The following is a 13259-nucleotide window of genomic DNA, read 5'->3' as shown; positions in this document are numbered from 1 at the left end:
GCCCTACTTCGCCGTCATCTTGATGCCGATCGCGGTGACGACCACGTTGACGACGAACAGGGACATGAAGGCATACACCACGGTTTCGTTCACCGCGTTGCCGACGGCCTTGGCGCCCCCGCCCGTGATCGACAGGCCCCGATAGCAGGCGACCAAACCGGCGATGAGGCCGAAAAGCGCTGCCTTGATACAGGAAATGACCACCTCGGGCACGCCGGTCAGCAGGGTGATGCCCGCGGCGAATGCACCCGGGTTGACGTCTTGCACAAACACCGAAAACACGTAGCCGCCAAGGACGCCGATGATGACGACGAGGCTGTTGAGCAGAAAGGCCACCAATCCGGAAGCCAGCATGCGCGGTGTGACCAACCGCTGGATCGGGTTGATGCCCAAGACCTCCATCGCGTCGATCTCTTCGCGAATCGTTCGCGCCCCCAAGTCCGCACACATAGCCGTCGCACCCGCGCCCGCCACGATCAAAACCGTAACCAGCGGCCCGAGCTGGGTGACCGCACCGAACGCGGCACCCGCACCGGATAGATCCGCCGCGCCCAGTTCGCGCAAAAGGATGTTGAGCGTGAAGCTGACGAGCACGGTGAACGGGATCGCTACCAACAACGTTGGAGCCAGCGACACCCGCGCGACAAACCAGGACTGCTCGAGGAACTCCCGCCACTGGAACGGCCGGCGGAACACGAACCTGACCGCATCGGCCGACATTGCGAACAAGGCCCCGACGGCCTGCATGGGCCCGGAGAGGTCGAATTTGAGCCTTAGCGCGGGCAGTCCCGCCGACCAGTGGTCAGCTCCCTTAGTTGCCATCGGCGCCAGCCCCTTCCCAAGCTACGAGACCGACAGTCTTGTTCTGCCGCAACGGCTCCGGTAGATTCAGCAGTATTGACGGCCGTGAAGGCGTGCTGGCGAGGGCGAAATGCTCAGCGAGCAGCAATGTTCCGGCATCGATCACCGATGTGACAGCGGCTAGCTCGCTCACGCCAGACCTCCGTAGTTGTTGCGTGAGTGGGCGCTACAAAACGAGGGCTCCACGTCTTGAAGCGTCCGGCGATTATGACTCATGCCGCGCCCGGGCGGAGCGAAAAATGCATAACCGTTATCGCGCACTCCGCGATTGGCTCAATGACGCAAGGCAACTGCGTCACAAAGGAAGCGACGATCGACTCAGGCATGTCAGGGCTAGCTCCAGTCCCAGTAGTACTCAAGTGACGGCGCCGGCCGTCTTGAGTTCGATGATGCGGTCCCAGTCGAGGCCGAGCTCCATCAGGATCTCGTCGGTCTGCTCAGCAAATCCGGGGGCCGGCCCGGTCTGTGGCGCTGCGACGTCGAACTGTACCGGGTTGGCCACCAGCTCGAGTTCACCCGCCTGCACCATGTACTCGTTAGAGCGGATCTGTGCATCGTCCGCGGCTTGCAGGGTGTCCTGCACCGGTGCCCACGGCCCGGAAAGCGTAGCGAAGCGCTCGCTCCACTCGGCCAGCGTGCGCGTGCCGATGGCCTTGGTCAGGAGCTCTACCGCGTCGGCCGTATTGGCGGCGATGTTCTCAACCGTGTCGAAGCGCGGGTCGTCGGCCAACTCCGGCAGATCGACGTGGCGGCACACATCGGCCCAGAACTTGGTTGGCTGCATCATCACGAACGAGATGTAGCGGCCGTCGGAGGTGGTGTACAGCCCCACCAAGGGGTTATTAGGTGCGCCGTGCACGCCGGGCGGCGGCGACTCCAGTCGCTGGTTCAGATGCTTTGTCAGCGCGACGGTGTGGCCGAGCGACCACAGCCCGCTGCCCAGCAGCGACACGTCGACGACGGACGGCTCGCCGGTGCGTTCGCGTTTAAGCAGCGCCGCCGCGATGCCACCGGCGAGGTTGGTGCCCGAGATGGTGTCGCCATATGCCGGCCCTGGCGGCGCGATCATGCCCGGCATGCCGGCCGGAGTGATGGTGGCGGCCGTCCCGGCCCGGCACCAGAAGGCGGTCATGTCGTAGCCACCCTTGGTCGACTCTTCGCCGCGTGGGCCGAGCGCACTCCCGCGCGCGTAGACGATCTTCGGATTGATTGCCCGGATGTCGTCGACGTCGATGCCGAATTTCTGCCGGTGGTCGGGCAGGAAACTGGTCAGGAAAACGTCAGCGCGCCGGGCCAGCTCGTAGAGCACTTCCTTACCCTCGGGCACCGACATGTCCAGACCGATGCTGCGCTTGCCGCGGTTGGCGTGCTCGATGTTCGGGTTGGGATCGCCCTCGACCCGCAACATCCCGGTCTGCCGCAGCCCACGCTGCGGATCGCCGGTCACCGCGTGCTCGACCTTGACCACGTCGGCGCCCCATTCGGCGAGCACCGCACCCGCCGAGGGGACGAACCCATACATGGCGACTTCCAGGACACGGATGCCTTCGAGCGGCCTCATGCGCCGGCTCCCTTCGCTGAGACGGCGGGCACGGCATAGGTCTTGCGTTCCAGGAACTCTTCGAGTCCGGCGACCCCCATCTCGCGTCCGACGCCCGACTGCTTGAAACCCCCGAAGGGGCTGTCCGCGCCGAAGTAGTTGCCGCCATTGATCGAGAAGGACCCGGTTCGGATCCGGCGCGCCACCGCGAGCGCGCGGTCCTGATCGCGACTGAACACCGCACCTGCCAGTCCGTAAATGGAGTTGTTGGCGATGCGCACGGCATCATCGTCATCGTCGAACGCGATCACCACGAGCACCGGCCCGAAGACCTCATCCTGCGCGATCTCGCTGTCCGGATCGACATTGGTCAGCAGCGTCGGCGCATAGAAGTAGCCAGGATCCAACTTCTTACCCCCGGTGACCAGGGTGGCCCCGGCAGCCACGGCGCGCTGGACCATGCCGTCGACCTTGTCCCGCTGCTGCTCGTTGATCAGCGGGCCCATATAGGTTTTGGGGTCGGCCGGGTCGCCGTAACGCACCTTGGCGAAGTTCTGTGCGATCAGTTCGACGATCTCGTCGTGGTGCGACTTGGGCACCAGCAGCCGGGACGTGAGCGCACAACCCTGGCCCGCATGCGTGACCATGCTGAACGCCGCGAACAGGGCCGCGTTTGCGAAGTCGGCGTCGTCCAGCATGATGGCCGCCGACTTGCCGCCCAACTCCAGAAAGACGCGCTTGACGGTGTCGCTGGAGGCGGCCATGATCTTGCGCCCGACCCCGGTCGATCCGGTGAAGGTGATGACGTCGACGTCCGGGCTGGTGGTCAGCGCGACTCCGGACGCGGGATCCGACGAACTGAGCACGTTCACCACCCCGGCGGGAATGTCGGTGTGGTTGGCGATCAGCTCGCCGAGCGCCAGGGTGACCAGTGGCGTGTCCGGCGCGCCCTTGAGCACGACAGTGCATCCGGCGGCCAGCGCGGGGGCGAGCTTGGCCAGCGCGAGCTGGTTCGGATAGTTGTAGGCGATGATGGCGCCGACCACCCCGGCGGCTTCCTTTTCCACCCAGCGGTGGTGGCGCATGCCCCGCGCCTCCCTTTCGCCGAGGTCTTCGGAGAACTCATAGGTGCGCAGCAGGTCCGCGTAGAACCGGACGATGCCAATAGGTTCGTCGAGTTGAGCGCCCTGGGTCAGCGCCCGGGTGGCACCGACTTCGGCGATGGTGAGTTCACGCAACTCCTCGGCGTGGTCGAGCAGCGCCTGATGTAACTGATCCAGGCAGCGGATCCGCAACTCGACATCGGTGGGCCAACTGGTGGTGTCGAACGCGCGGCGGGCCGCCGCGATCGCCGCTTGAGCCTCAGCGCCACCGGCGTCCGGCGCGTACCCGATGACCGCACCCGTGGCGGGATTGATCGAGGGGAATGTCTTGTCCACGCTGACCAGCCGGCCATCGATCAACAGGCGGCGGTCGACGTGGGACTCAGACCCGGCATCCGCGATGGTCACGGTGGCTCCAGTCGCGGGCTCTGCCGTGTCCTGGGCGGGCATTCGTACCCCCTAGTGTGGTGGCGGTCACGATAATTTCATTCTCTTCCCCGGCGAATCTTACATTCGAGTTTCGATAATTCAAGAAAGTCTCAGGAACGGGATCGAGGTGCTGACCTGGGCCGCAACGGGCCGTACGCTGTCGGCCTGGGCCTCTCCATGCAGGCTGGGGCGTTGTTGCGCGCGTGTTGCATGCCGCTCAGCGTGGAGAGTAAGGTTCTCATAATTGTAAGGGAGATTCTTTGTGACTGAAATGGCCCCCTTCGGAGTAGAGGCCTCAACATGAAGACCGCGGTAGTCACCGGTGGTGGGTCCGGCATCGGTCTCGCAGTCGCGCAACGCCTGCGCGCCGACGGATTGAACGTCGCCTCCATCGACCTGCGGCCGTCGGACGCCGATCTCGCATTCACCGCCGACGTCACCGACCGGTCGCAAGTTGATGCCGCGCTATCGGCCATCCGCGGCCAACTCGGGCCGATCACGGTTCTGGTCAACGCCGCCGGCCTCGACGGGTTCAAGAAGTTCAACAACATCAGCTTCGAGGACTGGCATCGGGTGATCGACGTCAACCTCAACGGCGTTTTCCATACCGTCCAGGCGGTGCTGCCCGACATGGTCGAGGCGGGGTGGGGACGCATCGTCAACATCTCGTCGTCGAGCACGCATTCCGGTGCGCCCTACATGAGTCATTACGTGGCGGCCAAGTCGGCGGTCAACGGCCTGACGAAGTCGCTCGCGCTGGAGTACGGGCCCAAGGGCATCACGGTCAACGCGGTACCGCCGGGCTTCATCGACACCCCGATGCTGCGCGCGGCCGAGAAGAACGGATTCCTCGGCGACATCGACGAGACCATCGCCCGGACCCCGGTGCGCCGGATGGGCACACCCCAGGACATTGCGGCGGCGTGCGCGTTTTTGGTGTCCGAGGAAGCCGGCTACATCACCGGTCAGATCTTGGGCGTCAATGGCGGTCGAAACACGTGAGCGTTGGCGATTCGTCTGCGGTGCCCGGCAAATGAAAGGAGAAAGCCCGTGAAGGTCTGGGTGGATTCAGAACGGTGCCAAGGCCACACCCTGTGCGCGATGATCGCTCCCGAATCGTTCCAGCTCAGCGACATCGACGGCAGTTCGTCGGCGATCGACGAGGTGGTGCCGGCCGACCGCGAGGACCAGGTGCGTGAAGCCGCACACTCCTGCCCGGAGCAGGCCATCATGATCTCCGACGACGCCTGAGCCGGTACCGGTCCTTAGCCAGCGAAACACGTAGGGAGACAGAGCTTGAGTGTCGACGACGTCGTCAATGACAGCGACCGCAAGAAAAACCGGTACCACTTCGATCGTCATTCTTCCGAGTACCGGTCGAAATTCAAGGCGATCACCGAAGAGATGCACGCCAAGTGCCCCATGGCCTGGACCGAAACCTATGGCGGGCACTGGGTTGCGGCCGGGAGCCATGAGGTCTTCGAGCTGGCCCGCTGCCCCGCAGTCTCCAACGATCACGACATCCACGGCGAACGCCGCGGTTACAAAGGCATCTCGATCCCCACGGCCAGCCGGGTCAGTGCGGTGCGCGGCGGGATTCTGGAGATGGACGACCCGGAGCACCGCACCTACCGCACGGTGCTCAACCCGTATCTGTCACCAGCGGCGGTGAAGCGCTGGGAACCGTTCATCGACGACGTGACGCGCGCGTGCCTCGACGAGAAGATCGAGAGTGGCCGCATCGACTTCGTCGACGACCTGGCCAACATCGTGCCCGCAGTTCTGACACTGGCGATGCTGGGCATTCCGCTGAAGAAGTGGAACATGTACAGCGAGCCGGTGCACGCCGCGGTCTACACGCCCGAGCACTCCCCCGACATCGAGAAGGTCACCGCGATGCACCGGGAGATGGGCCTCGACATGGTCAACAACATGCTGGAGGTCCGCGAGAACCCACGGCCGGGAATCATTAATGGCCTGCTGCAGATGCGCATCGACGGCGAGCCCGCTCCGGATCTGGAAATCCTCGGCAACCTGGGCCTGGTGATCGGCGGCGGCTTCGATACCACGACCGCACTGACCGCTCATTCGCTGGAATGGCTTTCGGAGCACCCCGAGCAGCGACAGCTGCTCAGCAATGAGCGCAAAACCCTGCTCGACCCGGCAACCGAGGAGTTCCTGCGCTACTTCACCCCGGCCCCCGGCGACGGCAGGACCTTCTCCGACGACACCGAACTCGACGGCACCCGGTTCAAAGAGGGTGAGCGGCTGTGGATTTCGTGGGCGATGGCCAACCGCGACCCCTCAGTCTTCCACGACCCGGACAAGATCGTCCTCGACCGTAAGGGCAACCGGCATTTCAGCTTCGGGCTGGGCGTCCACCGGTGCATCGGATCGAACGTGGCTCGCACGGTATTCAAATCCATGCTCACCGCGGTGCTCGACCGGATGCCCGACTACCAGTGCGACCCCGAAGGCACCGTCCACTACGAGACCATCGGTGTCATCCAGGGCATGCGCAAGCTGCCCGCCACCTTCACACCCGGCCGCAAGGTCGGAGCCGGCCTGGACGAGACGCTGGAGAAGCTGCAACGGATCTGCGACGAGCAAGAGCTCGCCAGGCCGATCACCGAACGCAAGGAAGCCGCGGTCATCGACTGAGCGCTCACAATTTCTACGAGTGGGCCTGTTCAGCGTGACAGCGCCCTATATTGGGGCAATCGCGCGAGCACAGATGGGAGACGCAACGGTGAAGACTTTCGCAATGAGCCTTGCGCTTGCCATGGCCGCGCTGACTGTCACGCCGAGCGCCCACGCGGACATGCTGTTTGCCAACTACGCGGTAAACACCAACCGGGATCCCGGCCACTTCTGGCTTTGGTCGATCAATCCGTGCGTCCAGGCAACACCGGGATGCTTGCAGGTGTACGCAACTCCGCAGCCCAACGGGCAAGCGGCGCCGTGGAGAGGAGAGGCCCACCTGGCCGACGGCCGCTACACCATGGCCGCTGACGATCCCTTCGGTGTGCGCTGCGTGGTCCAGTTCTTTCCCTCGCATGACGTCTACTCGTGGGATGCGGTGACGCTGGCGGGTCAGGTCGACTCGACGTTTGACACGGGCTGCGGTGGCGGACCGGGGGGCAGCAACAGTTACCCGTTCTCGCTCGTGCGATTCTAGCCGCGTGAGACGTATCGGAGTCAGTCGATCATTGAAAGTGACAGGCAGTGAGCACGATGGCTGACGCAAAAAAGCCGCAAGATTCGGCCACTTCGAAAGCCGATGCGATGGCTTTGATCGAAGAAGCCGAAGCGGAAGCCGCCGAAGCCGAAGCACTTGCCGCCGCGGCGCGTGCCCGCGCTCGTGCCGCCCGACTGCGGCGCGAAGCGCTGGCCCAAGCTGAGGCGGAGGCCGACGAACCGCCCGAGAAGGCGGCCGAAACATCGGATGAAGAATCTCCGGACGCCGACGAGGACGCGGCTCACACGGACGAGGCGACGGCGGACGACGACGTCACCGACACCGCCGAAGCAACCGACGCCGACGAAGCAGAGACCGAGGAAGAACTCTCCGACGAAACCCCCGAAGACGCAGAATCGGAATCCGAGCCGGCCCGCTCTCGGCGACGTCTCCGGCTGCCCTCGTGGTCGGTGGCATGGAAAGCGGCTGTCATCGTCCTCATCTGTGCCTTCGTCGCGGCCAGCGGATACATGATGTGGCAGCGTCATGAAACCGTCGAGCGCAACCAACGCGCCGCGAACTTCATCGCGGGAGCCAGACAAGGCGTCGTCAATCTGACTTCCATGGACTTCAACAAAGCCAAGGAGGACGTCCAGCGGGTGATCGACAGCTCGACTGGCCAGTTCCGGGACGACTTCCAGGCGCGTGCAAAAGATTTCACGACCGTCGTTGAGCAGTCCAAAGTGGTCACCCAGGGAACCGTGAATGCGGCGGCCGTGCAATCCATAAACGGCGATTTCGGGTTGGTTCTCGTCGCGGCGACATCGCACATCACCAACGCCGCAGGCGCCAAAGACGAACCACGCAATTGGCGGCTCAAGGTGACCGTCAAAAACGACGGTGGGCAATACAAGATGTCGAACGTGGAGTTCATCCCATGAGTGAGGACGAGCCCACCATCGACACCGCCGACGAGACCGCCGAACAAACCGAGCGCACCGAAACCAGTGCCCCGCGTGCGCGGCGCACGGTGAAAGTCGTTCCCGTGATTCTGATTGTGCTGCTGCTGCTTTCCGGTGGCGCGGCGACCTGGCTGTACTTCAAGCAGTACCGGCCGGATAAGCAGACCGATCCCGGCGTCGCGAGCGCGGTCGCCAAGGCGGCGTCCGAGGGAACGGTCGCGTTGCTGTCCTACTCGCCCGACTCACTCGACAAAGACTTCGCCGCTGCCAAGAGCCACCTGTCCGGCGACTTCTTGTCGTACTACAACCAGTTCACCGAACAGATCGTGGCTCCGGCGGCCAAACAGAAGTCACTGAAAACCAACGCACGGGTGCTGGGGGCCGCGGTTCAGGAGTTACATCCGAATTCGGCCGTCGTGCTGGTGCTCGTCGACCAGAGCACCACGAGTAAAGACAATCCCGACCCCGCGATGGCTTCCAGTAGCGTGCTAGTGAGTTTGACCCGAGTCAACGGCAAGTGGCTGATCACCAAATTCGATCCGGTCTAGGCCGTTTCGGCTGTTCGACCATTGAGTGTGAACCCACGGCTTTCACTGTGAGCTGAGGGCGACGACACGCCGAGGGCGGCCGCCGTGGCTGCACGCTCGAGGCCGCGGATTTGGCGAGTCCCCGATAGCGAGTCCACCCGGAGTTAGAGCCGCGCCGTTGTAATTCTGCTGATATCTCGCAGGCCACGGCTAGCGGGTGCGGCTGTCTCGGTCAGCGCACACGGTGGTGTTCGGTAACCCAGGCCGGCTGCTTGTTGGTGCCCGTGGCCTCTTGCGGAGTCCTCTGGCGCCCAGGGAACTACATCGCTTTTGAACCGGGAACGCAGCGACTAAACCTGCGAGTCACGGCGCGGCGCTGGCGAGCAGTGAGGTCAGAAGAAGTTCGAATGCTCGATCGTCGGGCGGTACTGGGGCGCTGGTAAATCCGTCCTCGTCGGCGGACTCCCTCTGCTGTGCTGCGTTGTGCTTTTGTGCCAATCTCGCGAGAAGAATTGACCCTCGAACGAGTTCCGACACCGCGGAGTACGTGTCGTGGGCTGTCTGCTCGTCGAGACCGGAATCGATCATGTTGGCGATCGCTTTCTGCGTCTCCTGTTCACCGAGCCGTCGTGCCAGCGGGCTCAGTGCGCCCCGAATGAGGATCAGGTCCGTCAACACCGGATCGCTGAGGAAGGTCCGGCGCACGCCGCGTGCGTGCGCCTTCAACGACTCGCGCCAATCGTCCGACTCGGTGAACGCCGGTAATCCGCTGCGGCGCAACGCGCGGTCGGTCATGGCGTCGAGAAGCTCTGATTTGTTGCGTACGTGCCAGTAGATGCTGGTTACGCCGACGTCCAGCGATTTGGCGACCAGCGGAATGCTGAGCTCCTCGATTGAGGACTCCGCTGCTATCGCGAAGGCTGTCTCCACGATCGCATCTTCAGTCAGCGAGCCTCGCGCTCGTCGGACGGATTGTTGCTGCGGCTTCGAAGCTTGCACCCTCACCTCCTTGCCCGCGGTGTGACGCTCATCGTGTCATGATCGGCAGCTTGGACCACCCCCGCACGCTGGCGGTATGGGCCTTGCTCGCACGCGCGTAATCGACGTCCCACTGCGGCCACCGCTTAAGGATCTCTTCCAGCACGACCCTGGCCTGCATGCGTGCCAGCGAGGAACCGAGGCAGAAGTGCAGACCCTGCCCGAAGCTGAGGTGCCCACCTCGACGGTGAATGTCGAACTGCTCGCCGTTCGGGAAGTGCGCTTCGTCGCGGTTGGCGGATCCGTTGATTAGCAACATGATTGAGCCCTCTGCGATCAGCTGGCCGAGGCATTCCGCATCGTGGGCGACGTATCGCGCCTGCACCGGCGACGGCGCCTCGTAGCGCAGCACCTCCTCGATGGCACCCGGGATCAGTGCGGGGTCGGCCACAAGCTCGCGGCGCTGGGCCGGGTGATCGGCCAGCAGCTGGCACGCGAAACCGATGAGCCGGGTAGTGGTTTCGTTGCCGGCACCGGCGATCATGCTGGTGTAGGTGAGCACCTCGGTGCGCGTCAGCTTGCGTACTCGACCATCGTCTTCCAGTTCAGCGTTGAGCAGCTGCGTCATCAGGTCGTCGGATGGATGGTCGGCCCGCCAGTCGATGTACTCAGAGAACAACAGATACGACTCCTCGAACGCTTTGTCGCCGACCGCGAACTGACCCTCCTTCAGGTCGATAGCATTGTTCGTGGTGTCGCGGATCAGCTGCTGGCCGTGTTCGGGAATACCGAGCAGATAACCTATGGTGCGCATCGGAATGATGGCGCCGAGGTCGGCGACGACGTCGAAACCGTTCCGCCCCATCAACGAATCGAGAGCCCGCACACAGAACTCGCGCGTCAACGGTTCGATGGCAGCCATCCGGCGCGGGGTGAACACCTTCGACAGCAATCGCCGATGCAGATCGTGTTGCGGTGGGTCCTCGAACAGGATCACCCCCGGAGGAACCTCGATGCCACTTTTGATGACATCCATGACGGTGCCGCGCCCCGACCGGTAGGTTTGCCAGTTCGGCAGCTCACGAGCGACATCATCCCATCGGCTCAGCGCGTAGAAGTCGTGACGCTCGTTGTAGTACAGCGGCACTTCCTCGCGCATCCGCCGCCACACCGAATATGGATCCTCGTCGATGTCGAAGTCAAACGGGTCGTAATACAGGTCAACGATTTCCTGGTTCATCGTGTCAGCGCCGGATCTGACGGGTCACTATCGACGGGCCGGCCAGTGGCGCGCCTAGCAGTCCGGGCGCGGCGTCGATGACCGCGGGGATGGCGTTGATCGCCGCCATCGCCGTCGCGGCGACGCCGGGATTGGTGGAGTCGCCCGGTGCGGGGTCCAGATGTAGGTCGAGGGTCATGTTCGGGTTTCCTTCGATGCGGAACACCATGCCTCCCTTGCCGGGTTGCGCTGGGCGCGGCCAAGAGTCGGGCCACGGAGTCGGGGTCACCGCGGCGAAGTACTGAACCGAGACGACGGGACGCTCGTCGTGCATCGCGGCGAGTTGCCAGCGGTGGCCGCAGATGGTGTCTTTCGGGATCACCCCGAGTGCGGTATCCAGATCGTGCGGAGCCAGGATCGTGTCCCAGTCCAGTGCCACTCGTTGGACGTCCATGCCGAGTGTGTCAGCGATGTAGCGCACGACGGGTTCCCAGTCGTTGTTCACCTTGCCGACAGCGATGCGAATCGGGACGTGGCCGTTGGGCTTTCCGAAGCCCATCGACTCATGCAGCACCTCCCAGATCGGATAGGCCAAGTCGAGGTCGAGGGCGTACTCGTCCATGCGGTAGGTGTCGATCACCCCTGCACCCGCCAGCAGGGCGGTGGGCAGATTGAGACTGACGAAGCCGGGTTCGCACCCGGTGGCGTAGAAGGTCGAGCTACCTTGACGCGCGGCGTTTTCAAGCGGTTCGCGCCAATTGGCCGGTGCCGCCTTCGGATACACCATCGGAATGGCGGAGATGGTGACCACGTTGATGCCGGCTTCCAGATAGCCGACGATGTCGGCGATCACCTCGTCTTCACGTCGGACGGCGGTCGCGCAGTAGGCGATGCAATCGGGCTTGGTGTCGAGGACTGCCGCCCGATCGTCGGTGGCCGCGATGCCGACATCGGGACGGCCGCACAACGCGCCGGCATCCGTGCCTACCTTCGCCGGCGAGGACACCTTGACCCCGATCAGGTCCAGTGCTGGGTCGTCGATGATTGCGCGCAGCGCAACGCTGCCTGTCATGCCGGTGCCGACGTGAACGACGCGACGCTTCGCGGTGTCAGGAGATGAAGTCACGGGTCTTGCCTCTCAGGGCGCTAGGAGCGGTTGCCAATTCGACAGTTCACAACTTACTGTAGGTGACACCAGTATGTCTTACCAGTAACCGTTGCAGTAACGGTGCCGACGAGGGGTATGGCACACGTGTCGGAGCGGACCATCGTCATCACTGGGTCCAGCGACGGCGTCGGTGCAGCAGCAGCCCGGCGGTTGGCGGCGGCCGGCGACAACGTCGTCGTCATCGGTCGCTCCGTGTCGAAGACGAAGGCGCTTGCCGACGAACTCGGAACCGACTATCTCTGTTCGGATTTCTCCGACCTCGCCCAGGTGCGTACCTTGGCCGGGGATCTGCGGCAGCGATATCGGCGAATCGACGTGCTGGCCAACAATGCCGGAAGTGTCTTTGCGGCGGACGGCCTCACCGTTGACGGGTTCGACAGCGTGCTTCAGGTGAACTACCTTGCGGCGTTCCTACTTACCACCTTGTTGATGGACGTGTTGGTCGCCTCCAAGGCGCGGATCATCTGCACGTCGAGCTCGTCGCAACGATTGGTGCGTCCAGGTGTGTCGGTGGACGACCTGCTCTGCGTGATGCCGGTGCGCCCGACGGTTGCTTACGGGCGGTCCAAGATCGCGCTCGTTATGTTCACTCGCGAATTGCACCGTCGCTACGGCGGGCTCGGTGTTTCCGCCGCGTCGTTTCACCCCGGCTTCGTCAACAGCAACTTCGGCCCGGCATCGGGTTCACGCGTTCTGAAGGTCATGGAGCGAGCGCACTCCGAACGGCTCGTCGGTATCACCCCGGAGGCAGCGTGTGATCAACTGGTGTGGCTGGCTGCGGACGAGAGTCAAGACTTCGAGCCCGCCGGCGATTACTTCGTGAAACGGCGCGTCGGTCGCGCGCACCGGATCACTTACGACCCTCGCCACTGCGACGAATTGTGGCAGCGGACGGCCACCCTGGTAAACCGATCCTAGGAGTTCCCGCAGATGGTCGACCTCAGGCGGCAGTAGCTTCGCGGCAGTCCGGATCTCGCGAATCGTCATGGCCCAACGGGTGTATGGCGAGAACAAGCGCAATGCGTTCGTCGGCGTCGAGAACCGGTGCGGAGATGGTGGCGACCGGGTGCGCGCCGCGGGTGCTGTCGTCCGGCAGCGGGTCCGCAGAGGCGAACTCCACCGCACTGGTTGATGACGGACCTCAGGTTGGGGGAATCGCGTCTATACCGGGCTTCAGGACTCTAGAACTGGTTGGACTCATTCACTGGAACACGCCAGATTCGCACCCGAGGCTGTACCCCCGCGCTGCACGCCGGACCGCGCCCAAGAATCCACCAAGGATTCGCCGAGGTCG

Annotated in this window: 15 protein-coding genes; 7 read left to right on the top strand and 8 right to left on the bottom strand. The window is 63.8% G+C overall.

Annotated elements, in window-relative coordinates; all coding sequences use genetic code 11:
* Nucleotides 1–3: 3 nt before the first annotated feature.
* The 4 genes from A5625_RS02470 to A5625_RS02460 form a co-directional block, all read right to left on the bottom strand.
* Nucleotides 4–822: an ABC transporter permease gene (locus tag A5625_RS02470; RefSeq protein ID WP_066988785.1), complete on the bottom strand. Its 819-nt coding sequence runs from the start codon at nt 820–822 to the stop codon at nt 4–6.
* A complete protein-coding gene (locus tag A5625_RS28915; RefSeq protein WP_156747870.1) occupies nt 812–994 on the bottom strand; it encodes a hypothetical protein in 183 nt (60 codons plus the stop codon). The genes A5625_RS02470 and A5625_RS28915 overlap by 11 nt, the downstream gene beginning before the upstream one ends.
* 222 nt (nt 995–1216) lie before the next feature.
* Nucleotides 1217–2422 carry a CaiB/BaiF CoA-transferase family protein gene (locus tag A5625_RS02465; protein WP_066988784.1) on the bottom strand — a complete coding sequence of 402 codons (1206 nt, stop codon included), beginning with the start codon at nt 2420–2422 and terminating at the stop codon, nt 1217–1219.
* Nucleotides 2419–3864, bottom strand: a complete 1446-nt coding sequence (locus tag A5625_RS02460) for an aldehyde dehydrogenase family protein (protein ID WP_197515941.1) — start codon at nt 3862–3864, stop codon at nt 2419–2421. Before A5625_RS02460 ends, A5625_RS02465 begins: the two co-directional genes overlap by 4 nt.
* A gap of 369 nt (nt 3865–4233) precedes the next feature.
* Here A5625_RS02460 and A5625_RS02455 point away from each other — a divergent pair, with 369 nt between their 5' ends.
* The 6 genes from A5625_RS02455 to A5625_RS02430 all read left to right on the top strand — a co-directional run bounded on the left by A5625_RS02455 (nt 4234) and on the right by A5625_RS02430 (nt 8621).
* Nucleotides 4234–4935, top strand: coding sequence for an SDR family NAD(P)-dependent oxidoreductase (locus A5625_RS02455; RefSeq protein WP_066988782.1), 702 nt, complete (start codon nt 4234–4236; stop codon nt 4933–4935).
* Between the two features lie 48 nt (nt 4936–4983).
* Entirely contained in the window at nt 4984–5184 is a 201-nt protein-coding gene (locus tag A5625_RS02450) for a ferredoxin (RefSeq protein ID WP_066988781.1), read from the top strand.
* A gap of 45 nt (nt 5185–5229) precedes the next feature.
* Complete coding sequence (locus A5625_RS02445; protein WP_066988780.1) at nt 5230–6594, top strand: cytochrome P450; 1365 nt, start codon at nt 5230–5232, stop codon at nt 6592–6594.
* Nucleotides 6595–6667: 73 nt separating this feature from the next.
* Nucleotides 6668–7111, top strand: a complete 444-nt coding sequence (locus A5625_RS02440) for a hypothetical protein (protein WP_197515940.1) — start codon at nt 6668–6670, stop codon at nt 7109–7111.
* A 56-nt stretch (nt 7112–7167) separates the two neighbouring features.
* A complete protein-coding gene (locus tag A5625_RS02435; RefSeq protein WP_066988779.1) occupies nt 7168–8052 on the top strand; it encodes a hypothetical protein in 885 nt (294 codons plus the stop codon).
* A complete protein-coding gene (locus A5625_RS02430) occupies nt 8049–8621 on the top strand; it encodes a hypothetical protein (protein WP_066988778.1) in 573 nt (190 codons plus the stop codon). Before A5625_RS02435 ends, A5625_RS02430 begins: the two co-directional genes overlap by 4 nt.
* Nucleotides 8622–8963: 342 nt before the next feature.
* Here the strand turns inward: A5625_RS02430 and A5625_RS02425 are convergent, their stop codons facing one another.
* The 3 genes from A5625_RS02425 to A5625_RS02415 all read right to left on the bottom strand — a co-directional run bounded on the left by A5625_RS02425 (nt 8964) and on the right by A5625_RS02415 (nt 11740).
* The gene (locus A5625_RS02425; RefSeq protein ID WP_066988777.1) at nt 8964–9530 is read right to left on the bottom strand and encodes a TetR family transcriptional regulator; all 567 of its coding nucleotides are present in this window, start codon (nt 9528–9530) and stop codon (nt 8964–8966) included.
* Between the two features lie 97 nt (nt 9531–9627).
* Nucleotides 9628–10818, bottom strand: a complete 1191-nt coding sequence (locus tag A5625_RS02420) for a cytochrome P450 (protein ID WP_066988776.1) — start codon at nt 10816–10818, stop codon at nt 9628–9630.
* A 4-nt stretch (nt 10819–10822) separates the two neighbouring features.
* Nucleotides 10823–11740, bottom strand: coding sequence for a dihydrodipicolinate reductase (locus A5625_RS02415; RefSeq protein WP_066988825.1), 918 nt, complete (start codon nt 11738–11740; stop codon nt 10823–10825).
* Nucleotides 11741–12049: 309 nt separating this feature from the next.
* Between A5625_RS02415 and A5625_RS02410 the strand changes: the two genes are divergently transcribed.
* The gene (locus A5625_RS02410; RefSeq protein WP_066988824.1) at nt 12050–12883 is read left to right on the top strand and encodes an SDR family NAD(P)-dependent oxidoreductase; all 834 of its coding nucleotides are present in this window, start codon (nt 12050–12052) and stop codon (nt 12881–12883) included.
* A 22-nt stretch (nt 12884–12905) separates the two neighbouring features.
* Here A5625_RS02410 and A5625_RS02405 read toward each other — a convergent pair whose 3' ends face one another.
* Nucleotides 12906–13085, bottom strand: a complete 180-nt coding sequence (locus A5625_RS02405) for a hypothetical protein (RefSeq protein ID WP_066988775.1) — start codon at nt 13083–13085, stop codon at nt 12906–12908.
* Between the last annotated feature and the right edge of the window lie 174 nt (nt 13086–13259).

Source organism: Mycobacterium sp. 1465703.0 (genome assembly GCF_001672975.1).
GTDB lineage: Bacteria > Actinomycetota > Actinomycetes > Mycobacteriales > Mycobacteriaceae > Mycobacterium.
This window is presented reverse-complemented; position numbering and strand designations above follow the sequence as displayed.